This is a genomic window from Oceanobacter sp. 1_MG-2023, assembly GCF_030689025.1.
Lineage (GTDB): Bacteria > Pseudomonadota > Gammaproteobacteria > Pseudomonadales > Oceanobacteraceae > Oceanobacter.
Window position 1 is genome coordinate 1 of record NZ_JAUYWA010000013.1, and the last position, 25,518, is coordinate 25,518.

21 protein-coding genes are annotated in these 25,518 nt (G+C 55.4%); 11 read left to right on the top strand and 10 right to left on the bottom strand.

Features of this window, described 5'->3' with window-relative positions:
* Positions 1 to 219: 219 nt before the first annotated feature.
* Together Q8W22_RS09970 and modF are read left to right on the top strand one after the other, a co-directional pair.
* Complete coding sequence (locus Q8W22_RS09970) at positions 220 to 564, top strand: histidine triad nucleotide-binding protein (RefSeq protein ID WP_305452283.1); 345 nt, start codon at positions 220 to 222, stop codon at positions 562 to 564.
* A gap of 7 nt (positions 565 to 571) precedes the next feature.
* Entirely contained in the window at positions 572 to 2,008 is a 1,437-nt protein-coding gene (gene modF, locus Q8W22_RS09975) for a molybdate ABC transporter ATP-binding protein ModF (protein WP_305452284.1), read from the top strand.
* A 26-nt stretch (positions 2,009 to 2,034) separates the two neighbouring features.
* Here modF and Q8W22_RS09980 read toward each other — a convergent pair whose 3' ends face one another.
* From Q8W22_RS09980 to Q8W22_RS10020, 9 genes are all read right to left on the bottom strand, one after another.
* Entirely contained in the window at positions 2,035 to 3,069 is a 1,035-nt protein-coding gene (locus Q8W22_RS09980) for a hypothetical protein (RefSeq protein WP_305452285.1), read from the bottom strand.
* Between the two features lie 130 nt (positions 3,070 to 3,199).
* Positions 3,200 to 5,035 carry a dihydroxy-acid dehydratase gene (gene ilvD / locus Q8W22_RS09985; RefSeq protein ID WP_305452320.1) on the bottom strand — a complete coding sequence of 612 codons (1,836 nt, stop codon included), beginning with the start codon at positions 5,033 to 5,035 and terminating at the stop codon, positions 3,200 to 3,202.
* Positions 5,036 to 5,702: 667 nt separating this feature from the next.
* The gene (locus Q8W22_RS09990) at positions 5,703 to 6,629 is read right to left on the bottom strand and encodes an ABC transporter permease (RefSeq protein WP_305452286.1); all 927 of its coding nucleotides are present in this window, start codon (positions 6,627 to 6,629) and stop codon (positions 5,703 to 5,705) included.
* Between the two features lie 15 nt (positions 6,630 to 6,644).
* Positions 6,645 to 7,736, bottom strand: coding sequence for an ABC transporter permease (locus Q8W22_RS09995; RefSeq protein WP_305452287.1), 1,092 nt, complete (start codon positions 7,734 to 7,736; stop codon positions 6,645 to 6,647).
* Positions 7,729 to 9,261 carry an ABC transporter ATP-binding protein gene (locus Q8W22_RS10000; protein ID WP_305452288.1) on the bottom strand — a complete coding sequence of 511 codons (1,533 nt, stop codon included), beginning with the start codon at positions 9,259 to 9,261 and terminating at the stop codon, positions 7,729 to 7,731. Before Q8W22_RS10000 ends, Q8W22_RS09995 begins: the two co-directional genes overlap by 8 nt.
* Complete coding sequence (locus tag Q8W22_RS10005) at positions 9,258 to 10,355, bottom strand: BMP family ABC transporter substrate-binding protein (RefSeq protein ID WP_305413889.1); 1,098 nt, start codon at positions 10,353 to 10,355, stop codon at positions 9,258 to 9,260. Before Q8W22_RS10005 ends, Q8W22_RS10000 begins: the two co-directional genes overlap by 4 nt.
* Positions 10,356 to 10,396: 41 nt before the next feature.
* Positions 10,397 to 11,437, bottom strand: a complete 1,041-nt coding sequence (locus tag Q8W22_RS10010) for an isopenicillin N synthase family oxygenase (RefSeq protein ID WP_305452289.1) — start codon at positions 11,435 to 11,437, stop codon at positions 10,397 to 10,399.
* Between the two features lie 341 nt (positions 11,438 to 11,778).
* Positions 11,779 to 13,029 carry a cytosine deaminase gene (codA, locus tag Q8W22_RS10015; RefSeq protein WP_305452290.1) on the bottom strand — a complete coding sequence of 417 codons (1,251 nt, stop codon included), beginning with the start codon at positions 13,027 to 13,029 and terminating at the stop codon, positions 11,779 to 11,781.
* Between the two features lie 10 nt (positions 13,030 to 13,039).
* Positions 13,040 to 14,293 (bottom strand): PucR family transcriptional regulator, encoded by a 1,254-nt coding sequence (locus Q8W22_RS10020; RefSeq protein ID WP_303433963.1) that lies wholly within the window; start codon positions 14,291 to 14,293, stop codon positions 13,040 to 13,042.
* Between the two features lie 678 nt (positions 14,294 to 14,971).
* On the opposite strand from Q8W22_RS10020, the gene argS reads away from it, so the two are divergent.
* From argS to Q8W22_RS10035, 3 genes are all read left to right on the top strand, one after another.
* Positions 14,972 to 16,657 (top strand): arginine--tRNA ligase, encoded by a 1,686-nt coding sequence (gene argS / locus Q8W22_RS10025; protein WP_303433962.1) that lies wholly within the window; start codon positions 14,972 to 14,974, stop codon positions 16,655 to 16,657.
* 70 nt (positions 16,658 to 16,727) lie between these two features.
* Positions 16,728 to 17,303 carry an SPOR domain-containing protein gene (locus Q8W22_RS10030; RefSeq protein WP_303433961.1) on the top strand — a complete coding sequence of 192 codons (576 nt, stop codon included), beginning with the start codon at positions 16,728 to 16,730 and terminating at the stop codon, positions 17,301 to 17,303.
* A 42-nt stretch (positions 17,304 to 17,345) separates the two neighbouring features.
* Positions 17,346 to 18,212 carry an alpha/beta fold hydrolase gene (locus tag Q8W22_RS10035; RefSeq protein ID WP_303433960.1) on the top strand — a complete coding sequence of 289 codons (867 nt, stop codon included), beginning with the start codon at positions 17,346 to 17,348 and terminating at the stop codon, positions 18,210 to 18,212.
* Positions 18,213 to 18,398: 186 nt separating this feature from the next.
* Here Q8W22_RS10035 and Q8W22_RS10040 read toward each other — a convergent pair whose 3' ends face one another.
* Positions 18,399 to 19,427, bottom strand: a complete 1,029-nt coding sequence (locus Q8W22_RS10040; RefSeq protein ID WP_303433959.1) for a hypothetical protein — start codon at positions 19,425 to 19,427, stop codon at positions 18,399 to 18,401.
* Positions 19,428 to 19,738: 311 nt separating this feature from the next.
* Here Q8W22_RS10040 and Q8W22_RS10045 point away from each other — a divergent pair, with 311 nt between their 5' ends.
* From Q8W22_RS10045 to Q8W22_RS10070, 6 genes are all read left to right on the top strand, one after another.
* Positions 19,739 to 20,536 carry an IclR family transcriptional regulator gene (locus Q8W22_RS10045; RefSeq protein ID WP_303433958.1) on the top strand — a complete coding sequence of 266 codons (798 nt, stop codon included), beginning with the start codon at positions 19,739 to 19,741 and terminating at the stop codon, positions 20,534 to 20,536.
* A 377-nt stretch (positions 20,537 to 20,913) separates the two neighbouring features.
* Positions 20,914 to 21,789: an ABC transporter ATP-binding protein gene (locus Q8W22_RS10050; RefSeq protein WP_303433957.1), complete on the top strand. Its 876-nt coding sequence runs from the start codon at positions 20,914 to 20,916 to the stop codon at positions 21,787 to 21,789.
* A gap of 71 nt (positions 21,790 to 21,860) precedes the next feature.
* Complete coding sequence (locus Q8W22_RS10055) at positions 21,861 to 22,919, top strand: ABC transporter substrate-binding protein (protein ID WP_303433956.1); 1,059 nt, start codon at positions 21,861 to 21,863, stop codon at positions 22,917 to 22,919.
* Between the two features lie 27 nt (positions 22,920 to 22,946).
* Complete coding sequence (locus Q8W22_RS10060) at positions 22,947 to 23,717, top strand: ABC transporter permease (RefSeq protein WP_303433955.1); 771 nt, start codon at positions 22,947 to 22,949, stop codon at positions 23,715 to 23,717.
* Positions 23,718 to 23,731: 14 nt separating this feature from the next.
* On the top strand, positions 23,732 to 24,496 hold the full coding sequence (locus Q8W22_RS10065; protein WP_305452292.1) for an SDR family oxidoreductase: 765 nt from the start codon (positions 23,732 to 23,734) through the stop codon (positions 24,494 to 24,496).
* A gap of 47 nt (positions 24,497 to 24,543) precedes the next feature.
* A complete protein-coding gene (locus Q8W22_RS10070) occupies positions 24,544 to 25,512 on the top strand; it encodes a VOC family protein (RefSeq protein WP_305452293.1) in 969 nt (322 codons plus the stop codon).
* Positions 25,513 to 25,518: the final 6 nt, after the last annotated feature.

Genomic DNA, 25,518 nt, shown 5'->3' on the forward strand with positions numbered 1-25,518 from the left:
GAGTAGGTCATCGTCAAGCTCTTAAACGAAATACCCCGTCCTGTTATGCAGGGCGGGGTTTTTTTATGCCTGTGAGAAAGCAAGGGCGGACGCTGAGAATAAATAACCCGGGACTGAGCTGGTAAGGGATACCGATGGTTGAGTACGGGTGGGTTTTTGGATTGAAAACAGAATGAGCTATACAGTAAGGTGTCCTGTCGTGACAGGAGAATACTAACTATGACAGAAGATACTGTTTTTGGAAAAATAGCGCGCGGTGAAGCCCAGGCCAATATAGTTTATGAAGATGATCTGGTGGTCGCTTTTCGTGATCTTTACCCGGCAGCACCAACTCATATTCTGATTATTCCGCGTAAACCCATACCTCGCTTGTGTGATGCCGCAATCGAAGACAAGGCATTGCTTGGTCATATGCTGCTGACCGCAAATCAGGTCGCCGAGAGCGAGGGGTTGGGCGACAAGTTCCGTTTGGTGATTAACAATGGCGCAGATGCTAGCCAATCGGTTTTTCACTTACATATGCACGTGATTGGTGGTCGGCCGCTGACCTGGCCGCCGGGTTGAGATAACGATGAAGTTTGAATCAATACAGGCAAAACTGCACGATGGTCGTTACCTGAAGGTAGCGCAGTGGGAAGTGACTGACGGACAGTTCTGGGCCATTGCCGGCACCAATGGCAGCGGTAAAACGGCGCTGTCCTGCCTGCTGGGCGATCAGGTCAAGCTGAGCCATGGGGCGGTTGATGGGCTGCTGGATAGCGTCGCTTATGTGTCTCTCGAGGCACAGGCGGAGCTTATTGAGCATGAGCGCAAGGTCGATGAAAGCGACCTGACGGATATGGCCAGTAAAGGGACTCTGGTTCGGGATCTGATTGCGCCGGTAGAGGATGTTGCAGCGCTGGTTGATGGCTTGGGTATTCGGCATTTGCTTGATCAGGGCTTCCGGTCGTTGTCGACCGGTGAAAGCCGCAAAGTGCTGTGGGTCAGCCGGTTACGCCAACAACAGGACCTGCTGGTGCTGGATGAGCCCTATGAAGGCCTGGATGTTAACAGTCGCGCCTATATCAAACAGTGTCTGGACGATTTGGCTTCCCAAGGCCGGAGGATTGTCTGGGTTGCCAATCGGCTGGATGAACTGCCGGACTGGATCACCCACGTTGCGTTTATGCACGATGCAGAGTTGCTGGCTCAAGGGCCCCGACAAGAAGTTTTGGCGCTGCCAGAAGTAAACGCCTTGATTCACTTCGACAATGAATTACCCGAGTTACCTCCTGCGCCTGTCCCGCCGCTACAGCTTGCCGATGGCGAACCGTTGGTGTGCCTGACTCAAGGTCGCATCCAGTATGAGGAACGGGTGTTGTTTGATCAGCTGGACTGGACAATTACACCAGGGCAGCATTGGGCAGTACAGGGGCCGAATGGCTGTGGCAAAACCAGTCTGTTACAGATGCTGACGGGGGATAACCCACAGTGTTATCGCAATAACCTGCGCTTGTTTGGTATTCAGCGCGGCACCGGTGAAAGTATCTGGGATATTAAAAAGCATATCGGGCTGGTCTCGGCTTCTCTGCAGTGGCAGTACCGCGCATCGACCAATGTGATCAGTGCGTTGGTTTCCGGGCTGCACGATAGCATCGGCTTGTACAAAGCCGTACGCGATGATGACAAAAAGCTGGCATTACAATGGCTGGATATTCTGGGGCTGAAAGAGAAAGCTAACCAGAGCCTGCAACACCTGTCGTATGGTGAGCAGCGTCTGGTGCTGATTGGACGGGCCTTGATCAAGCAACCGGCGTTACTGATTCTGGATGAACCCTGTCAAGGGCTGGATGATCTGAGCCGTCATATGGTCTTGGCGTTTATCAACCGCCTGGTGGAGCAGCAGCGTATGACGATGCTGTATGTGACTCACCATGCGGATGAAATTCCGACGGAATTTTCCCATCGGTTGGTTTTTCAGCCGCAAGCAGAGGGCCGCAGCCTGATTCTGCAAGTAACGGAGGCCTGATGGTCTCCGGAGTCTATCCCCTGGTGTCAGGGGTTCCTGGGTGCGGTGGCAGTACCAGACTCCAGTGCCTGCAGGCGGTTGGTCAGCTCACGAATTTTCTTTTCCAGCGGTGCCTTGATATTGGTCGCCTGCTCGTTCGCTTTCTGTACCAATGCCAGGGTCTGGTCGAGAAAGGCCATATTGCGTAGATCGCCGGCATTCAACGCTTCTGCTAACTGGTGCAGATAACTTTCAAAGCGCAGGGCTGCTTGCTCTGCGTCATCAATATCCATGTTAATGATCTTCTCGGCTTCGCGGCCAATATAGAGTGCATGCTGTGCTGCTCGAAGTGCACGCTTACCAATCTGTTCCGATAAGGTCCGATTGGTATATTGGTCGCTGATGGTGTTGTTGGCCTCTTCCGTTAGCGTTTCTGCAAATTTGAACGTCTCCAAAGCAAAATAATCCACCCCTTCATCCTCGGCTTTTTCCAGGGTCTTTTGAGCCGGTCGCCAATGCAGTTCAAGCATGGTGTCGCGTTCCAGCTCTTGCATGTCTTCCAGTAAGTCACCGATATCGTCATCGAGGCTGTTATCACGTCCGGCTTCAATCGCTTGGGCCAATGATTTGATTTTCTCGAATTGCTTTTTATAGGCAGAGGGCAAGACCTTGTCGGCCTTGATGTCTTCCAGAACTTGTTTTTGTGCCAGTAGCACGGACAGTGTTTCGGCGACCTTGTGTTTATTGGCCATGCCGCTTTCAAACAGTGTCAATGTCCTGGCCGCAGACTCAAGTGCCTGTTGGTCATTGCCTGCCAGATCACTTTTACGGGCGGCGCTGATGGCAGTATTCATCTGTTGCCAATGCAGTGGTGAATAGAGGGCAAGATTTTCACTTCGGCCGGTGATGACTGACTCTTCAGCGGCATCGAGAGCGGTATGGGTATCACCGGTAAAGGTTTTGGCTTTACGGGCGGCGAGATCATCGAATGCATCTTCGTTTGCAATATGTTTGCTGGCACAGCCTGATACCAGTAGCAAGGCCAGCAGAACAGACAAGAAAGTACCGTGCCTGAGCGTCATATAAATATCCTCTGGTGGCAAAAACAGCGCGGCGACATCCATTGTAATGTCGCTGCGCCACCATCAATGACGCATCTGGGCGTCAATAAATCAGACTGCTTTGTGGCAAGCCGGTTCTCGATGGCTGGTATCAATCGAGTAACAATTTGTCACGTACTGCACCCTTGTCGGCACTGGTCGCAAATTTGGCATAAGCCTTGAGCGCCGTGCTGACTTTACGAGGACGCAGCTCCGCTGGCTTCCAGCCCTTGGCGTCTTGCTCGGCACGACGGCTCGCCAGTTCTGCATCATCCAACAGCACATTGATGCTGCGATTGGGGATGTCGATCAGAATAGGGTCGCCGTCCTTGAGCAGGCCAATAGCACCACCGGAAGCTGCTTCTGGTGACGCATGGCCGATCGACAGGCCAGAAGTACCACCAGAGAAGCGGCCATCAGTCAGCAGGGCACAGGCTTTGCCGAGACCTTTGGATTTCAGATAGGACGTTGGATACAGCATCTCCTGCATTCCCGGGCCACCTTTTGGACCTTCGTAACGAATGATCACCACATCACCGGCCACCACTTCGTCAGCCAGAATACCTTTGACGGCTGTGTCCTGGGATTCAAAGATCTTGGCCTTGCCGTTGAACACCAGAATCGAGTCATCCACCCCGGCTGTTTTCACGACACAGCCATCCAGAGCGATATTGCCGTACAACACGGCCAGGCCGCCTTCACGGGAATAGGCGTGTTCGAGGTTACGAATACAACCGTTGGCACGGTCACCGTCCAGGGTTGGCCAGCGCGTGCTTTGGCTAAAGGCGGTCTGGGTCGGAATCCCGGCCGGTCCGGCCTTGTAGAACTCCAGTACTTCCGGCGTTGGATTACGCATAATATCCCACTTGTCCAAGGCCTCAAGCAAGGTGCTGCTGTGCACCGTTGGCAGTTGGGAATGCAGCAGCCCAGCGCGTTCGATCTCGCCGAGAATCCCCATAATGCCACCAGCACGATGAACATCTTCGATATGGTATTTGGGCGAGTTGGGCGCCACTTTACACAGTTGTGGCACGACACGAGAGAGACGGTCGATGTCTTTCAGGTCAAAGTCCACATCCGCTTCCTGGGCTGCCGCCAGCAAGTGCAGAATGGTGTTGGTAGACCCGCCCATCACGATATCCAGGGTGATCGCATTCTCGAAAGCATCAAAACTGACGATGGAGCGTGGCAGTACGGATTCGTCATTGTCTTCGTAATAACGTTTGGCGTTTTTGACAATCAGGCGAGCGGCATCGAGAAACAGCTCTTCACGATCAGAGTGCGTTGCCAGCACGGTGCCGTTGCCAGGTAACGACAACCCGATTGCCTCAGTCAGGCAGTTCATGGAGTTGGCAGTGAACATGCCGGAACAAGAGCCACAGGTCGGGCAGGCGCTGCGTTCATATTCTGCAACGTCTGCATCTGAGGCGGTGTCATCGGCGGCAATCACCATGGCATCCACCAGATCCAGCTTGTTCTCAGACAGCTTGGTTTTGCCTGCTTCCATCGGGCCACCGGAGACAAACACAACCGGGATATTCAGCCGCAGGGCAGCCATCAGCATTCCGGGGGTGATCTTGTCGCAGTTGGAAATACACACCAGGGCATCGGCACAGTGGGCATTAACCATATATTCGACGGAATCCGCGATGATTTCACGGCTGGGCAAGCTGTACAGCATACCGTCGTGACCCATGGCGATACCGTCATCAACCGCGATGGTATTAAATTCCTTGGCGACGCCACCGGCTTTTTCTATCTCGCGGGCCACCAGCTGGCCCATATCCTTAAGATGGACATGTCCCGGGACAAACTGGGTAAAAGAGTTGGCGACGGCGATGATCGGTTTATGGAAATCGTCGTCTTTCATTCCGGTGGCGCGCCACAGGGCACGGGCACCCGCCATATTACGACCCGCAGTGGAGGTCTTGGAGCGGTACTCAGGCATGGTGTCTCTCTCTTTGTTCATAGATCCTGCCACAGAGCGGGCAGTCGGGCTGTTTTATAGTGCCTCGGGTGGCGTCAGTCGCAGCCCGGGTACGTGAAAGACCTTCAGTTTAGCAAAAGGCGGGTCACAACGCAGTGCTCTTGGTGTGCCAGAGGCGGATCGCCCGGTGCTCGACAGGAAAACAAGCGGTGGCCAAGGTCGTAAAGTTATCCCTGTTTTCTGTGGATAAATATTGGGATAACTTTGGGGTAGCCTAAGGATAACAGGCCACATCGCTGATGCTGGCTATCGACACGCTGGACTGGTCAAAAAACGCACAGTCCTGCTGGGTATTGGATTATTTCTCAAGATTTGGGATTTTTATTATAAGTCTTTGTATTTTATTCATATTTTCTGATTTGTTTGGAAGTGCTTACACATGCTGGCGGACTCGCCTTGCCTGGGGATTGATGACAGTCTCTGTCTTGTTAATGGCTGATCTGTGGATAAGAAAATCCCTTGGCAGGATAAGTCTGTGCATAACGTCAGGATAACTGCCGTTATCCTGATCGTTGGTCGACAATTGAGCCTATCCCGGAATCAAGCGCCGGACTGGGTTATTGTTTTTGGATAGCTGTCTGTTCGCCCTGTTCTGGTGTCGCGCATCTGGTGAGACGCCATGCGTGTCTCAGTGTCGATCCTGGCGCACATAGGGCTGACCGAGTGCCGCAGGCTCCATGCCTTTTTTGGAACCGGAACAAGCCGCGACCAGCAGCACCGCGATGGTGAACAGATAAGGGAGCATATTCATCAGATAGATCGGAGCCGGTATACCGATCGCCTGCAGCCGTGGCAACAGCGCTTCGATAGCACCGAACAAAAAAGCCCCGGCCAATGCCTTGAGTGGCTCCCAGCGGGCAAAGACCACCAGCGCAAGGGCGATCCAGCCACGTCCGGCCACCATGTTATCGACCCAGATGCTGCTGCTTGCCACCGACAGGTATGCCCCGGCCAAACCACAAAGGGCACCGCTGGCGGTGATAGCCAGCAGTTGCTGCACCTGCACCTGCACCCCGGCGACATCGGCGCTGGCAGGGTCTTCTCCAACAGCACGGATTTTCAGGCCTGCGCGGGTATGTTCCAGCAGAAACCAGAGTGCAAAACCGATCAGCACGGTGAGATAGACCAGAATATCCTGATGAAAGAGTAGCTGGCCGACCAGCGGCAGCTGATCCAGCCAGGGGAGATCCAGTGGTTGCAGGCCTTCAAAGCTTTTATGGACATAAGACCGCCCGACCACTCCGGCAATACCCAGCCCCACCGCCATGGTGGCAAGGCCAGCCAGAATCTGTTCGCAGCGCATCACGACCACGGCAAAGCCAAAAACCAGTGCCAGGGTCGCGCCAGCCAGGACCGCACAGAGGATACCAATCGCGGGGTTTCCCAGCGTCAGGGTCAAAACCGCCGCAGTCATGGCACCCAGAGACATATAGCCTTCGGCACCCATATTGAGGACACCAGCGCGTTCGCAGAGCACCAGTCCCATGCTGGCCAGAGCCAGGGGAATCGCAAATGCCGGTGTGCTACCGAGCCAGTGGGTGATGAACTGTTCCATAAATCTCTTGTTCTCTCAGGTGATCTGGCGTGCGGTTTGGGGTGGAGTCCGGCGCAGCAGGGATACACGGTAACTGCGGAAAAACTGCACCATCAGCAGTGTTAACAGCACGATGCCCTGTATCAGCACCACAATGGCATCCGGGATACCGTAGAACACCTTCAGCGTACTGCCAGCGTTATAAATGCCCGCCAGCGCAATAGCCGTTGGCAATATTGCCAGCGGATTAAAACGCGCCACAAAGGCGATAACGATGCCACTGAAGGTGGTATTGATACCGATGGTCTGGGTCAGGCGATGTTCGACACCGGTGACGATCAGCCCACCCGCCAACCCGGCCAGCGCCCCCGAGAGCAGAATCATCAGGGTGAGGGTCGCAGTGACCGGAATACCGGTCGCCAGAGCCGTGCGGCGATTATGGCCAATAACATCAATGTAGAAACCCGTACGGCTTTTCTGTACCAGCACTGCCATCAGCAAAGTGATGGCCAGCGCCAGATAAATACCGGAATGCAGATTGCCAAAGCCCAGACTGGCGAGCTGCTCGTTGTCATCAAAACGGGGAGAAACCGGAAAGCTGTTGACCGGATCTTTCCAGGCACCAAACAGCAGATGCTGTAACAACAGATAGGCGACGTTGGACAATAACAGGGTTACCACCAGCTCGTTGACATTGGCCTTCAGCTTTAACAGCAGTGGTACGGCGATCCAGATGGCACCGGCGAGCGCCGAAGCGATCAGCATGATGGGCAGACGCAGCGCCTCACTGCCGAAGTCGTTGTTGGCGACCAGCGTGGCCCCAATGGCACCGAGCCACAGTTGGCCTTCGATCCCGACGTTCCAGAAACGCAGGCGCATGGCCGCGAGGGCTGCCAGACCGACCATAATCAGCGGTACGGCCAGCGTCAGGGTCTGCGCCAGACCGCGAGCGCTGAAAAAGACCTGAACCACCAGGTCATCCATCAAGGTTGAAGCCGGTGCGCCAGCGGCAAGCAAAACCAATACACCGCAGCCCAGCCCAACCAGCAAACCCAGAATATAAGTCGCGGCGGAGCGCAGGGTACTGACTTGCTGTCGCCGTTCGAGCGTTAAGCGGAAATTACTCATGACCAAGGATTAGCCTCCCAATATCAGCGGCACTGGCGTCGCCGGGCAGTTCTCCGGTAATTTTACCGGCGCTGATCACACAGATACGATCAGACAGCGCCATGATTTCTTCCACATCTTCACTGACCAACAGGCAAGCAGCCCCTTGGGCGACCGCTTCACGCAGTCGCTGATGCACCGCCGCTGACGCCCGGATATCCAGGCCGCGGGTGGGCGAATGCGCCAGTAACAGCTTCATGCCGCTGTCGATCTCCCGGGCCAGCAAGACTTTCTGTGCATTGCCGCCCGACAGCAGGCCCATACGGCCGTGGGGACGCGCCCCGGCAATGTCGTGCTGTTCGATACTGGCTTTGGCTTCACGCTCCATACGGCGGCGGTTGAGCCAAAAGCGTCCGAAGCGGCCCCTGACCACCGCGGTCAGGGAGAGATTGGCGGCAATCGTCAGGTCGGATGCCAGCGCGGTTGCCATACGGTCAGCGGGAATCACCCGCAGACCCAGCTGACGGCGCTGATTGGGGGGGAACTCCAGGGCATCGGCACCATCAATCATGACGCTGCCAGCGCTGGCGGAACGAATACCGTTCAGGGTTTCAACCAGCTCGTGCTGGCCGTTGCCGCCGACACCCGCGAGGCCGAGTATTTCACCGGCCCGAACCCGCAAGCTGACATCGGTGAGTGCCGGAGCACCGTCATCCCGTTGGGCGTGCAAGTGGGCGATAGCCAGCAGGTCCGGCCCTCGAGGTTGAAGGCTGCTGGTCGTGGTGTCCGGTGTGCTGCTGGGTGCGACGCTGGATGCCGAGCTGCCCATCATCAGGCTGGCGATTTTTTCGATCGACAGTTGGGTCGTGTCCAGCCCCGCCGCAACGGTCTTGCCGCGACGCATAATGGTCACCCGGTGGCTGAAACCCACTACTTCGCGCAGCTTGTGGGTAATCAGGATAATACTGCGGCCGGATTCGGCCATGCGACGAATGGCACCGAGCATGGAGCTGGCCTCGGCGTCTGTCAGAACGGCAGTGGGTTCGTCCAGAATCAGAATACGAGCGCCGAGGGCCAACACCTTGCAGATCTCTGCACGTTGTTTTTCGGCCACCGACAGTTCGCCCACCGGACAGTCCGGGTTGAGCGTAAAGCCAACTTCCCTGGCGGTTGCCAGCAAGGCGTTGCGGGCGGCGGTGCGGGTCTTCAGGTGAGGATGGTCGTCGGCCGCCAACAACAGGTTTTCTGTTGGCGTCAGCCGATCCACCAGCCGGAAATGCTGATGTACCATGCCGATCCCATGGCGCGCACTGTCCGAGGGCTTGCCGATAATCAGCGGCAACCCCTCCAGTGTCAGGGAACCGGCATCGGCGCTGTAGACGCCGATCAGGATATTCATCAGCGTCGATTTTCCGGCGCCGTTCTCGCCGAGCAAGGCATGCACCTCGCCCTTGGCCAGATCGAACGAGACACCCTCAAGCACGCGATGGATATCAAAGCTTTTATCGATGGCGCTCAGTGTTAACAGGGGAGCCCCCTGGCTCATTGGGCGCCTCCCTGCGTACCTTTCACCAGATAATCCATGGACCAGAGTTGCTCGTCATCAAGAGAGGCGCCGCTGGCCAGCTTTTCGCTGCCATCCTGGGCCAGGATCGGGCCATCAAAAGGGGTCATCTCTCCCGCGATGATGGCGGCCCGTTGCGTGGCGATGGTTTGTTTGACCGCCGCCGGAACGCTGTCTGGCAGTGGCGTGATATCCACAACGCCTTCCGCCAAACCCGGGAATGCACCGTATTCAGACGGTTCCCAGGTGCCTGCAGCGATCGCCTCGATAGTTGGAACCAGGTATTTGTCCCAGTGGAAAGTGACCGAGGTCAGATGGCCTTTGGGGGCATTGGCGCTCATATCCAGCTGGAAGCCAATACTGTATTTGTCTGCTTTTTCCGCTTCGGTGAAAGGCGCGGCGGAAGACAGGTTATTGGCAACAACGGAGACGTTTTGCTCCAACAGGGATTTGGCCCCTTGACCTTCTTTTACCGGGTCCCACCAGGAGTTGGTGTAGAGCACCGCTACCGACGCATCTGGTTTGCTGACCTGAACCCCTCGGGTAAAGCCGTTGATATCCCAGTTGACCACGCTGACGGGGAAGCCGGCCAACATGCCCAGTTTATTGCTATCGGCCATGGCCCCGGCGGCAATACCTGCCAGATACCAGCCTTCATACGTGCGGGCATAGAAGCTTTCGAGGTTGTCGGCATTACGGGTGCCGGAGGCATTGACGAACGCTACATTGGGGTATTTTTCCGCCGCTTCCGCGATGCCATCGGAGTAACCGTAGGTAGTACCGACAATAATGTTGAATCCCCGCTGAACGTACAGATCAATGGCGTTTTTCAGGGCGCTGGCATCTTCCGGGATGCTTTCAGCCACAGCGATCGGGTAGCCCAGCTTGTCGGCGACGACTTGACGCGCATCGTCGAGCGCCTCGTTCCAACCACCATCCCGGGCAGTCGCGGCATAAATAAATGCGATTTTGGGTTCACCTTTCAGCTGAAAAGCATCAGCCTGAGCCAGATTCGGCAGCAGGCTGGCGCTGAGAAGTGTCAGGGATAGTGCTGAAGCAAAGACAGGGTTACGCATCGGTTGGATTCTCCGGTTGGGTGCGGGGTGAGCGCTGTCCTTCAGGACGGCGTCTCCGTGCTGCGATGGGCATAGGTTTCGTTAAAACGTGACTGGATGTAGTCGCTGGCCTTGATCGGTTCAAACTGGGCTGGCCAATCCGGGCGTTGACATGAAGGTAATACTTCAATCATGGCGTCGGAGTTGGTGCCGTAGAAAAACGGAATGGAGTAGCGTTGCTTGCCGGAGCGGTTAATGGCGCGGTGCAGGGTGGAGGCGAAATAGCCATTGGTCCAGCGCGCCATCAGGTCGCCGACATTGACGATAAAGGCGCCGGGGATCGGTGGCGCCTGTATCCATTCGCCAGCGCAGTTCAGTACCTGTAACGATGGTGTTTCATCGGTACAGAGAATGGTGAAACACTCGTAATCGGAATGAGGGCCGATGCCGATCTGGCGTTCATCGATGGGGCCTTCCTGGCTCGGGTAAGAGAGTACCCGCATCTGGGCCATGGGTTTGTTGCTGAGGGGGGCAAAAAAATCGGCTTTCAGATCCAGTGCCAGCGCGAAGGCAGAGAAGATTTTTTGTCCAAAATCCAGTACCGCACGCTGGTAATCGAGCAGGGCATCCTTGAAACCGGGCAGGTTTTCCGGCCATTGATTGGGGCCATAACCAAATTTGCCAGCCATAACGTCAGGGTCATCGGCAGGCAGGTCGAGGGCAATATCGAAACCTTCATGCAGGTCGCCCAGCCCTTCGGCATTGGTGTTTTCTTCCAGCAATCCGGTGTAACCGCGCAGGTTGGGCGATTGGGCAATATCGACTTTTATCTTGTCTTCCAGCGGCTGATCAAAAAACAGCTGCGCTGCCTTGAATGTCTGTGCGATTACCTGCTCAGGCACCTCATGGCCTTTGGCATAGAAAAAACCGACTTCGGTACAGGCCCGGCGCACGGCTTCACCAACAGCGGCCCAGGCCGCGCTGTCATCGGAATACATGGCGGAAAAATCAATCACCGGAATGGATGAGAAAGGCACCGCGAGGCTGTCCAGGTCGTTGTTTTTGACGGCGCGGGGGCCGTTACCCGTCATCACTGTTGCCATGATAAATTCCTGAGTTGGCTTTTGTTCGGTTTTTGGCTGTGCACTTTGTTCGCCTGAGACCCGGTTTGTTAAGTCTCTGTCAGTAGACTAGAGCAAGGGCTATACCAAGTAATAAAGGGCTTTGGCGGAAAATTTCCGCAGTGGATAATGAACACCATATGCCAGAAAGGTATGTGCAGGTTGCACTGTTTGTTCTGATTTGATGGTGGGCTGGCGGCGCAGCGTAAAGACTGGTTCCCTTACGCCGCAAAAGCCGTTTTCTGTCTGCTGTTTTTTTGCTCTCTATCAGTGCGTTGTCCGGCGATAACCGGTCGGTATTGGGCATGGTGGGGTAGCGGCCATCATGCGGACAGATACGTGTCGCTGATTACTCGCGCCGGTGTGCGTTGCATGATGATGTTGCCCTGGCGGACAGACAGCAGCACGTCACCCTGCTTGCGTAATACGCTGTAGTCATCTTCGCCATCGAGCAGGATAAAGCTGCCGGGCTTGCCGATCTCGATGCCGTAGTGCGCCTGGATATTCAGGGTGCGGGCACTGTTGTCGGTAATCAGGTCCAGTGCGGTTGCAAAATCACGATAGCCCATCATCTGACAGATATGCAGGCCAAAATCCAGACTGCGCAGCAGCTTGCCGTTACCAAGGGAATACCAGGGGTCAATAATGGAATCTTCAGCAAAACAGACGTTGATACCGGCTTCGTTCAGCTCTTTGACCCGGGTCAGGCCGCGCCGTTTGGGGTAACTGTCGAACCGGCCCTGCAAGTGAATACTTTCGGTCGGGCAGGAAATAAAATTGATGCCGGCGTTCTTGAGCAAACGGAACAGCTTGGAGCAGTAAGCGTTGTCGTAGGAGTGCATGGCGGTGGTATGGCTGGCGGTGACCCGGGGGCCGAGTTCATGCCGCAGGGCTTCATAGGCCAGTACTTCAAGAAAACGGGAATGAGGGTCATCGATCTCATCACAGTGCACATCCACCAGACGGTCGTATTTTTGCGCCAGCTTGATCACGGTTTGCATCGACTCGACACCCAGCTCGCGGGTGTATTCAAAGTGCGGAATACCGCCGACCACATCGGCACCAAATTCCAGCGCTTCCTCCATCAATCGCAGCCCATTGGGAAACGAGAGCAGGCCATCCTGAGGAAAGGCGACGACCTGGAGTTCGATCTTGTCCTTGAGTTCATCGCGCAGGGTGCACAGGGTCTTGAGTCCGACCAGGCTGGGGTCGGAGGTATCGGCATGGGTCCGTATATGTTGCACACCATTCTGGACCAGCAACTCGATGGTATCGAGCACGCGGCGGCGAATGTCGGCCTCGTTCAGCATCGGTTTGCGTTCACCCCAGCGTTCAATGCCTTCGAACAGGGTGCCGCTCTGGTTCCAGTTTGGTTCGCCAGCGGTCAGTGCCGCATCAAGGTGAATATGAGGTTCAACAAAAGGCGCGCATAACAAGGTGCCGGCGGCGTCGATGGCGTCTGCGGGGCAAGGCAGAGCAGCGCTTTGTGGCGTTATCTGGCTGAATACGCCGTCGGTGATCTCGAGGCTGTGGAGCTGGGACTTCTGTCGCAGACGGGCGTTAACGATTTTCATGGAAACCTCTTCAGAGTTCTTCAGCCTTGGGAGGCTGGGTGTCGATATTGTGATGCTGAAACAGGATCTGCTCGATCAGCAGGGCATTTTGCAAATTCAGACGCACAAAGGCGTCGCCGAGTCGATGGCCGACCAGCTGTTCAATCCGTTTCAGGCGATGTCTGAGCGTATTGCGGTGGATGCCCAGCACTTCAGCGGTCTGTTGCTGGTTGCCGAACAGGTTGAGGTACTGGGTCAGGGTTTCCTTTAGCTGCAGTGACTGATCGTTGCGGGAAAAACAAAGACTGCCCAGCTGTTGTTGGCAGAACTGGGCCAGCAGGCTGCGTTGCGGAATGGCAGCAAACAGACGGGCGATGCCGAGCTGGTCATAAAAGAACAGGCGCTGGCCGCCGTGCTGAACGGCAAATTGTACCGCCTGACGGGACTGTTCGACGGCGGAAGACAGTTGGCTGAGGCCCGGTTGCAGATCACTGGCCCCGGCGTAGAGCTGCAAGTCCGGCATCCGCTGTTGCAGCTGGTCGAGTGCCGAACTGAGGTCTTCGGCCAGGTCGCTGGCGTGGTCACGTTCGGTTGGCCAGATGGCGATCAGATCCTGTTCAAGTACCAGCACTGGCCAGTCGATACCCCGGCGTTTCAGTAGTTCGCCAAACTGCTGCTCCAGCTCATTACGCTGGTTGATCAGCTGCCAATGCTGTTCCTTGTCTTCACTGAGCAGGCGCTGGTGGAAGCCGGAAAGGCGCACGGAGACCACGGTATAGGGGCGGTTGTCGTTGAGATCCAGTTCGGCTGCCCGTAAATGAATAAGCTCCGGTGCATCGGCAAAACCGTTGATCAGCCGGGTCAGGAACAGCTTGGTGGACTGGCCGATCAGGTTGTCCTGCACAATGGCGTTGCTGATAACTTCAGTGACCAACACCATTTTCAGGGAGTAGGGTTGCTCCAGAATCGGGAAGTTGAGCGCGTTGGCCAGCTCCAGCACACCGGCCGGAATCCGGCGGATGTACTCGGGGCCTGTCAGGATCACCAGGCCAGCGACCTGATGCTCAACCGCTTCCTGCACCAGTTGCTTGAGGTTGGCTTCGCTGCGATGCAGGTTGATGCCGGTGACAAACACCAGCTCGCCCCCGCGAACCCAGGGAGCGATGGTTTCGTTTTCGGCAACATAGGGCCAGCGAACGGGCCGGTTACCGCCTTGCAGGCCCGCCCGAAAGAGAATTTCCTCCAAACCGGGCAGGCGCGAAATATCGGCGCAGGTGATGGCCATCTCAACTCTCCGTCGTTGTTGGTGCGCTGCGGAACCGGCAGTGACGCTGGTGGGCCTGTCGATCTGTGTGTTGGTCAGTCTGTTGGTCTGAGTGTCGATTGATGTAGTGATCGATCAGGGTGGACAGCTTTATGGCTGGCTCGGCGAAAGGGAGTGCCGTTGGATGTTTCTGATTGGGCACTTCGCTTAACAAGTTGTCTGGGTGTTGCATCGCCTGCTCCGTCTGGTTTTATCCATGGTCGTTTTGCCTGAGTGCAGATAAAGCAAGGCTTGTTCCAGTCTTCAGGGAGGCTTGTGGCGGTTAATGCTGGTGGTCGGTATCGGTGGCTTTCTGGTTTATATGTTGTGCAATATGCACATTAATAATAAGCGGGCAGGGAATACGGATAAGTGGGCAGGCGGTGGCTGCCCTGTGCCGGTTCATTGAATGCTTTATTGGAGGGCAGGGTGATGGGTTGGGTGAAAGGCAATGAAATGGCAAGAGAATAGCCCGGCCTGACAGGAGGATTCCCGGTTCATCAAGAGAACGGCTGTGCCCGGTTGCAGCATGGATTCTGCACAAGGTCGCAAAATCGTGAGTTTTTGAGTCTGGAGCGGGTGCGTCCTTCACCCGGAGCGCTGAATTTGCGATACTCGCCTTCCTTTCCTGTTTATCGATATCAATCTGATTCCCTGCTTATGAAACCGCAAATTGCTGAGCTGTTGTCCGCCGCCGTTGTCACCCTCAAAGATCAGGATGTGATTCCTGCCACCCATGAAGTGCGCATTCAGATCGATAATACCCGTGACAAGGCCCATGGCGATCTCGCCACCAACCTGGCTTTGACTCTGGCCAAACCGGCGGGCAAAAACCCTCGGGAACTGGCGCAGCGGCTGGTGGATGCCTTGCCTGCAACGCCCTTGATCGAAAAGGTTGAAATCGCAGGTCCTGGCTTTATCAATTTTTACCTCAGTCAGGCCTCAACCAGTCATCTGGTACGAGCAGTGCTGGAAGCGGGTGCAGACTACGGTCGTAATCGCTCGGGTGCGGGCAAAAAAGTGCAGGTGGAATTTGTCTCGGCCAACCCCACCGGGCCACTGCATATTGGTCATGGTCGTGGTGCCGCCGTCGGGGATTGTCTCTGCCGCCTGCTGGATGCCAATGGCTGGGAAGTGACCAGTGAGTTTTATTACAACGATGCCGGGCAGCAGATCAATAATCTGGCGCTGTCGGTACAGTCCCGTTGCAAGGGCCTGACCCCGGACGACGAAGGCTGGCCAGAAAACGGCTATCGCGGTGATTACATTACCGATCTGGCCGCCAGCTATATGAATGGTGACGTGGTGGAAGCCGCCGACCAGCGTTATACCGGTGCCAAGGATGCTGATGACCTGGAAGCCATTCGCCACTTCGCGGTAGCCTATCTGCGTCGTGAACAGGATCTTGATCTCAAGGCCTTTGCGGTCGACTTTGATGTCTATTTTCTCGAATCCTCGCTCTACCATGAGGGCAAGGTGAACAACACGGTTGAACGGCTGATCGACAGCGGTTACACCTACGAAGACGGTGGCGCCCTGTGGCTGAAAACCACCGAATTCGGCGATGACAAAGACCGCGTGATGCGTAAATCCGATGGGGGTTTCACCTACTTTGTCCCGGATGTGGCTTACCATCTGGATAAATGGCAGCGTGGCTTCGAGCGGGTTGTTAACGAACAGGGCGCGGATCACCACAGCACCATTACCCGTGTACGCGCCGGATTACAGGCACTGGATGTTGGTATTCCCCAAGGCTGGCCGGATTACGTGCTGCATCAGATGGTGACGGTGATGCGGGGCGGCGAAGAAGTGAAAATATCCAAGCGAGCAGGCAGTTACGTGACCCTGCGAGACCTGATCGATGAAGTTGGCCGCGATGCGACCCGTTATTTCCTGGCGGCGCGCAAGGCCGACAGTCAGTTGACCTTTGATATCGACCTCGCCCGTGAGCAGTCTTCCGATAACCCGGTGTACTATATTCAATACGCCCATGCCCGGGTTCGCTCCATTTTCCGCAAGCTGGCGGAATCGGGTCTGAGCTGGGATAGCGCCACCGGATTGGCTGCGCTGGAGCATTTGCAGCTGGATTCCGAGAAAGAACTTATCGTGAAGCTGGGACGTTTTCCAGAAGTGGTCAAAGCCGCGGGTGCCGCCAACGAACCGCATCAGGTGGCCAATTATCTCAAGGATCTGGCCGGTGATTTCCACACTTATTACAACTCTGAGAAAACACTGGTCGACGACGAAGGCTTGCGTAACGCTCGTCTGACATTGGCAGAAGCTGTACGTCAGGTGATTGCCAACGGTTTGTACCTGCTGGGTGTCAGTGCTCCGGACGTTATGTAAATCCGCTGGTGATAACGTCCGCTAACACAATTGATTGTTGCCGCTCACTATTTACCAGGATGATAGAGTTATGTCCGACAGTTCCAGCCGCATCCCCGGTTGGGTATGGATTACAACACCGACACTGGCCATTGCCTTTGTCGGATTTGTGATTTATCTCAGCACCTTGCCTGCCAGTGATGAACCCGGTGCAGCCCAGGACGATGCCCGTCAGGCGTTGCAACAAGGGATTGAACGGGCCAAGGCCAGTGTGACAGAGGCCGTCAAGGAGCAGATAGCCAGGGAGGCCGGAGAACCGGCCTACGACTTTTACCAGTTGCTGGAACAGCAAAAGGTAGAAGCGCCACAGGTGGATGCCTATGTCTCGACGCCCAAAGACGCGACGGTCAGCTACGAATACCTGCTACAGGTTGGCTCGTTCCGTTCCGGTGAGGATGCCGACGAAATGCGGGCCAATTTATTGCTGTTGGGCATGAGTGCCTACGCGGTGGAAGCCAGCGTCAATAATGGCACCTGGCATCGGGTATTTGTTGGCCCGTTCAGCAATCGCTCAAAACTGAACAAAGCGCAGGATATTCTGGTCAGTAACAACATCAGTCCTTTATTAATCAAGAAACCGCTGCCCGCAACCTCTGGAACGCAGTAACTTGCACTCCGGGTTTGCTGATGGCGATGGCGAGGAAGCCGTATGAGTCAGCAAGCCCAATCCTGCCGCTATACCTATCAGACCAGCGAAGGTTCGCATCAGGGTCATTATCTGTATTGGCCTTCAGCCCGCCCGGATGCACCACTGTTGGTGTGTGTGCATGGCCTGACGCGTAACGCTCGCGACTTCGATATTCTGGCGCAATCATTGACGGATCACTATCGTGTTATCTGCCCGGATATTGCCGGACGAGGTGATAGCGAACGGCTGCGCACGCCAGCGCTGTATGGCTATCCGCTTTATGTTGGCCAGATGCAGCAATGCCTGCAGCACCTGATGCTGAAGTACCAGGTGACCGAATTCGACTGGGTCGGCACCTCCATGGGGGGACTGATCGGCATGATGCTGGCTGCCCAACCGGTATGTCCGTTGCGCAAGCTGGTGATCAACGACGTCGGTTTTTTTATTCCCAAGGCCTCGCTGGAGCGCTTGTCGGGTTATGTCGGCAAGGGTACCGACTTTGCCGATCTGGCCGCAGTGGAAGTCTATCTGCGCGAGGTGGCGGCCACGTTTGGGCCGCTGACCGATGCACAATGGCAACATCTGGCCCGTTACAGTGTTGAATTATCCAACGGCCGTTACCGGCTGCGATACGATCCTGCCATTGCCCAGGCGTTTGTGGGGGTCACACCGGAAGACGTTGACCTGTCGGCGATCTGGCAATTGGTGCAGCTCGAGACCTTGCTGATTCGTGGTGGGGATTCTGATCTGCTGCTCCGCGAAACGGCGCAAACCATGGCCGCGCAAGCGCATGTCACGCTGGTGGAGTTTCCCGGTATTGGTCATGCACCGGCCTTGATGGCGCGGGATCAGATTCGTGCGATTCGCCATTTTCTTGGCTGTCGGTAAAAAAAGGCGTGTATCACAGACTAGCAACTACACGCAAAAGATGAAGGTCTGGTAACGAAGAATAACCAGCCCTGCAGCAAGCGGATTTATCCTGCTGCATCGACCATCAGTGAACGGGGGAACCGTATTGATGACCTATGAAGCGCATCCCTGCGTTTCATATCTGTTTGGCTTGCGGGCTGCCAATCAGAATTTTACCTTGGTACCTACGCCGATATTGTCATTGTCGGAATCGCTGTATTTACCGGCTTCCATCCAGACTTCCAGCATTGGATCAACCTGATAGCTGACCTTGGCCAGTTTGGCGGTATCAGCGGTCAGCACACCGGCACTTGGCTCTTCACGGTTCTGCCAGGATACGGCCGCAGAGAATGCCCCATCGGTGTACTTGCCGGTAATGGCCTTGACGTTAAAGTCGGCACCGGCAGTGCCCATGGCGGTGTTTTTCTCGTACACACCGGCCAGACCAAAGTTGTCCCAGTTGTAGTGAGAAGCGACGACCAGACGTTTACGGTCATCGACGCCGTTGGAAATACCAGTCAATGACTTGTCATAGACCGACAGGTTGACACCAAACATAAAGCGGTCATCACGGTAAACACCGTGGATGATTTTCAGGTCATCGGCTTCGCCGGATTCGTTGGTTGTCGAGGCGTACACCATTTTGGCAAACATATGGTTCCAGACCGGTGTTTTGTAAACCAGGCCATCTTTGGACCATTTGGTTTGCGTCCACATCCGTGAGCCATTCGGTGCGCCGGTCGGAGTGCTGTCCTGGGTGTTGACTTCGAACACGTCAACCGCGGAGTAGAACTCAGAGTAAACCCCGGACATGGCGTCACCGAAGGCAAACAGACCGTATTTTGTGATCAGGGCTGCACCGGCGTAGCGAATGAAAATAGGGTCTTCGGTTGATGTGGAGCCGTAGTATTTACTCTCGGTACCGTCGGCTTCTGCAATCGGAGCAAAATCAGCCTCAAACTGATAGGCCAGCTTCATGCCGTTGCTCAGGAAGTGCATGCCCTTGAGGCCGACGATGCCTTCGTACAGGGTCGGTGTGGCGTCGACATCCTGACCAATGAAGTTGGTATCACTGAAATCAACGACGCGTGCACTCATGGTGCCGTAGACATGGGGTGGTTTGGTGTCTGCAATGGCCTGGGTCGAAAGAGCCAGGACACAAGCGCCAGTCAGAGCAGTTAGAGTCTGTTTCATGCAGAATTTCCCTCGGGTGCCGGTTGTTTCCGTTTCATATAAGAAACGGTGTTTTGTATTTAAAATAAAACTAAGTGTCAAACGGCCTCAGGTCAATTACTGAACGAGTAAAATTGTTGAGATTGCTGCTTTTCTCATCAAAATCGGCTTTTGGGCGATTGAATGGAATAAATCGTCCTGTTTTCCGCAGGATTACCACCGCTGCGGCATATATCGGTTTGACAAGCTTTGTCTCGCTGTGAGAATTTCCAGACCCGGAGTCGTGCCGCCAGCAGGATGGCAGGTATCGAACAGTGCATACGGAGCAAACCATGAGTGAAAAATCAGAAGGCCTGGAGCGGTATGTGGTACCGGGCCTTGAACGTGGGCTGAAGCTGCTGCTGGAATTTAACCGCCAGAATACCTTGCTGACGGCACCAGAGTTGGCCAAACGGCTGGACTTGCCACGCACCACCGTTTTCCGGCTGCTGGCAACACTGGAAAGCATGGGCTTTGTGACGCGTCACGGGAATGAATACCGTTTGGGTATGGCGGTGTTACGGTTGGGCTTTGAATATCTGGCATCGCTGGAGTTGACGGAGCTGGGTCAGCCAATACTGAATCGCCTGAGTCAGGAAATAGGCTACAGTTGTAACCTGGTGGTGCGGGATGAACGCTCGATTGTGTATGTTGCCAAGGTGACGCCACCTACGATTTTGGCCAGTTCGGTCAACGTGGGGACTCGTCTGCCGGCTCATGCGACGGTGTTGGGGCGTATCCTGCTGGAAGATCTGAGTCTGGCGGAATTGCACGAGCTGTACCCAGAGGAACAGTTACCTGGCTATTCTGACAGTACACCGCGCACCGTGCCCGATTTGCATGCCATGGTGCAGCAAGACATGCAGCGCGGTTACGCGCTGAGTGAAGGGTTTTTCGAATCCAGCATTTCCACCATTGCGGCACCGGTACGGGATAGTACCGGCAAAGTGGTTGCGGCATTGGGAGCGACCATTCCTTCTGGTCATATCGATGACCAACTGCAGCCGCTGGTGAAGCTGGTGCGTAATAACGCCGATGAGCTGTCCCGCCTGCTGGGTTATACCAGGGGCCGACGAGCGCTTGAATACTGAATCAAGGATGTAGAACAGATCAGGCCTCGCAGATGCGGGGCTTTTTTTTGCCTGTTTGCCGTATGACGAGTACTCCGGGCAGGCTATGGCGCGGATATGGCAAATACCTGCTCACTATTGGTGCGAGCACCCCTTGAGTGCGCGAAATTAGTGTGTCGTCTCGACACATTGAGCTGAAATGGTTACCTGGCTACCCATCAGGAGTCTGGCCGGATAACTTGGATGCACTCGTCTTGATTATATAACTTATTGAAAACAAAGAAATTTGTACTATTTTTTAGACTGTTACCCAAGGATCTTGACGGGCTGGCATTATATCTGCATTATAATTTCATATATAAATCAATAATTCATATCTGAAACAAAGGGTACTACCAATGACCTCAACCAGCCCTGTGTATGTCGTCAATGAATCCGCAAGCGGAGAGTCCACTGTGGCGGCTGGTCCTGATAGCTCGAACCATTCAAAACGGGTTGAAATTGAGTTTCGCGGTGTCAGCAAGGCGTTTGCACAAAAAGGCCAGAAAGATGCGCCTGCAGTGGTCAAGGATCTGACCTTTTCGATTCGTAAAGGCGAAGTCGTTTCACTGATCGGGCCATCTGGCTGCGGCAAGAGCACGCTGCTGAACATGGGCAGCGGATTGTACTCAGCCACCACGGGTACCGTGATGGTTGCCGGGCAGGAAGTCAAAGGCCCGGTCAAACGGGTAGCCTTTATGCTGCAAAAAGATTTGCTGATGCCGTGGCGTACCATTCAGAAAAACGTGGAAGTCGGCATGGAAATCGCGCGGGTTCCCAAGGCCGAGCGTCAAGCTGTTGCCCAGGAAATGCTGCATAAATGCCATCTGGCCGGTTTTGAAAAACATTACCCCTTCCAGCTATCTGGCGGTATGCGTCAGCGGGCGGCATTGGCCCGTACTCTGGCGATGAAACCGGATGTACTGTTTCTGGATGAACCTTTCTCGGCGCTGGATGCCCAGACCAAAATGGTGCTGCAGCAGGATCTGGCCAACACTCTTTATAACGAACAGAAAACCGCTCTGTTTATTACCCACGATCTGGCCGAAGCCGTTGCGCTGTCGGACCGCATTCTGGTGATGAGCAGCCGTCCCGGCACCATTATCGAAGAAATCACCGTTGACCTTCCTCACCGCAACAATCCTCTCGAACGGCGCAAACTGGCGGGTACTGGTCCGTTGATCGGTCGCTTGATGGAGCTGCTGCATGTGGGTGATGAAGACGCCATGCACTGAGAGCCATAACTCTCTGAGCAATAACCCGAATACCGCAAGACACTGACCGACTGTACCCACAGGAGCATACGATGAAGCTGTTTAGCAAAAACCTCGCCAGAGTCACGATGGCCAGCGCGGCCATAATCTGGTCTGCCTTCTCTCAGGCAGAACTGAAGGAAATTACCTATTTGATGCCAGCTCCACCTACTTTGCCGGCATTTGCCCCCTGGACCCTGGCCCAATACAAGGGTTACTTCGAGAGTGAAAATCTGAAAGTGAATTTTGTCACCGCCCGTGGTGGTGTGGACGTTGCCAAACAGATTGGTACCGGTAACGCCATGGTGGGCGGGGCTATTGGTGATACGCCACTGATCGTGCGTGCCAATGGTATTCCGGTCAAGGCCGTAGCGGTATTGGGTGCAGGCAGCCTGACGGTATTGGCGACCGGTGATGATGCCGGTATCAAGAGCGTGGCTGATTTGAAAGGCAAAACTGTGACCGTGATGTCTTATTCCGACACGACTTATTACGCCTTGCTGGCGACGCTGAAAAAAGCCGGCCTCAGTAAGACCGATCTGGACATTCAGGCGGCAGGCCCTGCCGGTGTCTGGAAGCTGTTTGCAGCAGGTAAGGCGGATGCCATGGCCGGTGCGCCGGATTGGGTGGTTTCTGCTCGTGATGGCGGTCGCAGTGCCAGCCTGGTCGACGAAGCCAATATGTTCGACAGCATGGCTCAGGCCATTCTGGCCTCGGATGATGCGATCAAGAATCATCCTGACGTGGTGCAGGGCGTAGTGACTGCGACGCTGAAAGGCATGCGCGACATCATGGTCGATCCGAAGCAAGCCGCGATTGATTTTGCTGCTGCCGTGCCGTCATTCAAAGGTCGGGAAAGCTACCTTGAACGTGCCTTTATGCTGTTTAACGAGCGGGTTTACAAAAACCAGTTAATGCCTGGCCTGATTGACGAAAGCCGTTTGGCGGGTGTTGCCCGGTTCTACCTTGACGAAGGCATCGTCAAGCGTGAAGTACCGCTGCAAGACCTGTTCACCAACGAGTTCGCCAGAAACGCACGCCCTGGCAGCACGGTGACATCTCAGTCAGTCAAGCCGCACCTTCGGGCACCTGAAAAACATAACAATCTGTAATACCAACGTACACCGGGAGACCTAATCATGAATTACCGAACCATTGCTGGCAGCATCGCGATCCTGTTGGTGTTTTTGGCAAGCTGGGAGTGGGGTCCTGCGGCCATGGGTATGCCGGAATACGTGCTACCCAGCCTAAGCAATGTATGGCATGAGTTTTTCATCATGTGGCAACACAGTGAACTGCTCAAACATACCTTGATTACCGCCGCAGAAGTACTGCTCGGCTTTGGTATCGGGGCATTCCTCGGATTGGCAATCGGTGTGGCTCTGGGCTTGTCGCCAACTGCGGAAGCCATGTTGTCACCGTACATTCTGGCGCTGCAGATTGCCCCGAAAGTGGCCTTTGCTCCGCTGTTTGTGATGTGGCTGGGCTACACCATCTACCCGAAAATCCTGGTTGCCGTACTGATCGTGTTCTTCCCGGTCATGATCAATGTCTTGTCGGCGGTCCGTGCCGTTGACCCGGACATGGTCAATCTGATTCGCATCATGAACGCCAGTCGCTGGCAAATCTTCCGGCTGGTGGAATTTCCATCCGCGATGCCAGCCCTGTTCTCCGGCCTGCGTATTGCCTCCACTCTGGCGGTGATTGGCGTCACCGTTGGTGAATTGGTCGGCGGCAACCTGGGACTGGGCTACTTGCTGGTGGATTCCGAAGGGCAGGGTAATACCGCTGGGGTCTTTGTCGCCATTGTGGGCCTGACCGTGATTGGCATTGTGGCATACGCCGCGGTGGTGTTCGCAGAGAAGCGGGTACTGCATTACATGCCGAAAGCCAATCTGGCCACCGCGTAAGGATGGATGCAGCAATGAATACGGTTAACCAACTGCTGGATGGTCGCAAGATACTGGTCACCGGAGCCGCACGAGGCCTTGGTTTTGCCTTCGCCAAACAATTGGCACTGGCCGGTGCCGAGGTGGTGCTGGCCGACATTCTGGAAGCGCAGGTCATGGCTTCCGCTGCTGATCTTCGGGCATCCGGTCTGAACGCCACCGGCGTCAGCATCGATGTCCGTGATCCGCACGCTGTCGCCAGCGCTGTCTCACAGGCGATAGAGATTTTGGGTGGTCTGGATGGTCTGGTCAATAACGCCGCCATCACCAACTCCGGTGGCAAAACCACCGAAGAGCTGGATATGGATACCTGGAACCGGGTGATGGAAGTCAATGTCCGGGGCTGCTGGCTGGTCACCAACGCCTGTTTGCCGGCGCTGCGGGCCAGTGGCCGGGGCGCGATTGTGAACCTGGCGTCGGATACCGCGATCTGGGGTGCGCCCAAGTTGTTGGCCTATACCGCCAGTAAAGGGGCTGTGATGGCCATGACCCGCACGCTGGCGACCGAACTGGGTGACGACAATATCACCGTCAACGCTATCGCACCGGGACTGGTCGCTGTGGAAGCCACCGAATATGTACCGCAAGACCGCAAGGACCTGTATTGCCAGCAACGTCCATTAAAACGGACTCAAGTGCCGGAAGACGTGTGTGGCGCAGTGATTTTTGCCTTGTCGGATATGGCCCGTTTTATCACCGGCCAGACCCTGCCGGTGAACGGCGGTTTTGTGATGCCATGAATCGGGTGCAAACCTGATTAAAGCAAGCTCTGAGCAGGAACAGACGAATGAGTGTATTAGGAATTGATGAAATCACCTTCGGTGTTGAAGACCTGGCCTTGTGTCAGCAGTTTTTCAGCGATTGGGGGCTGACGTTGCTGAGTCAGTCGGATACCGAACAGGTGTTCGAAACTTTGAACGGCTGTCGGGTCGTAATCAAGCACAAGGATGATCCATCCTTGCCCCCGGCGTTTGAAGAAGGCCCGACCCTGCGTGAAGTGGTCTGGGGGGTAGAGTCGGACGACGATCTGGATCTGTACGCCGGACGCATGGTCGCCAAGCCCGGTTTCTTCTCCACCACCGAGCGGGTTGGCTGTCTCGATCCGAACGGCATGGGCGTACGACTGCAAAAAAGCCGCAAACGGGCGGTAACGCTGGAATGTGTCGGCCATAACACCTGGGCTGAGCGCGGCCGTATCAATACACCAAGCCCGGTGTACGACAAGGCAACACCGATCGAAGTCGGTCACGTGGTGTTTTTTGTCAAGGACGTCAACGCCTGCGAAGCGTTTTACCGGGATACCTTCGGCTTTGTGATTTCCGATCGTTACCCCAACAAAGGCGCTTTTATGCGCTGCTCGGAGGAAGGCAGCCACCACAATATCTTTTTGCTGCAGCCGCCCGAACCACGCGCCGGACTCAACCACGTCGCCTTTACGGTACGGGATCTGCACGAAGTCTTTGGCGGCGGCATGAATGTGTCACGGTTAGGATGGGATACCGAACTGGGCCCCGGCCGTCACCCGATTTCATCGGCCTTTTTCTGGTACTTCCGCAATCCGGCCGGTGCGCTGGTGGAGTACTACGCTGACGAAGACTTGCTGACCGCTGAATGGCAGCCTCGCGAGTTTGAGCCTGGCCCGACCGTGTTCGCCGAATGGGCGATTTCCGGCGGCATCGACGGCAATACCCGGCGTCAGGCCAATGGCCCGCAAGCCGCCAGCAAAACTTTTATCACTGCCCGCGAAAAATCGTAAGGAGCT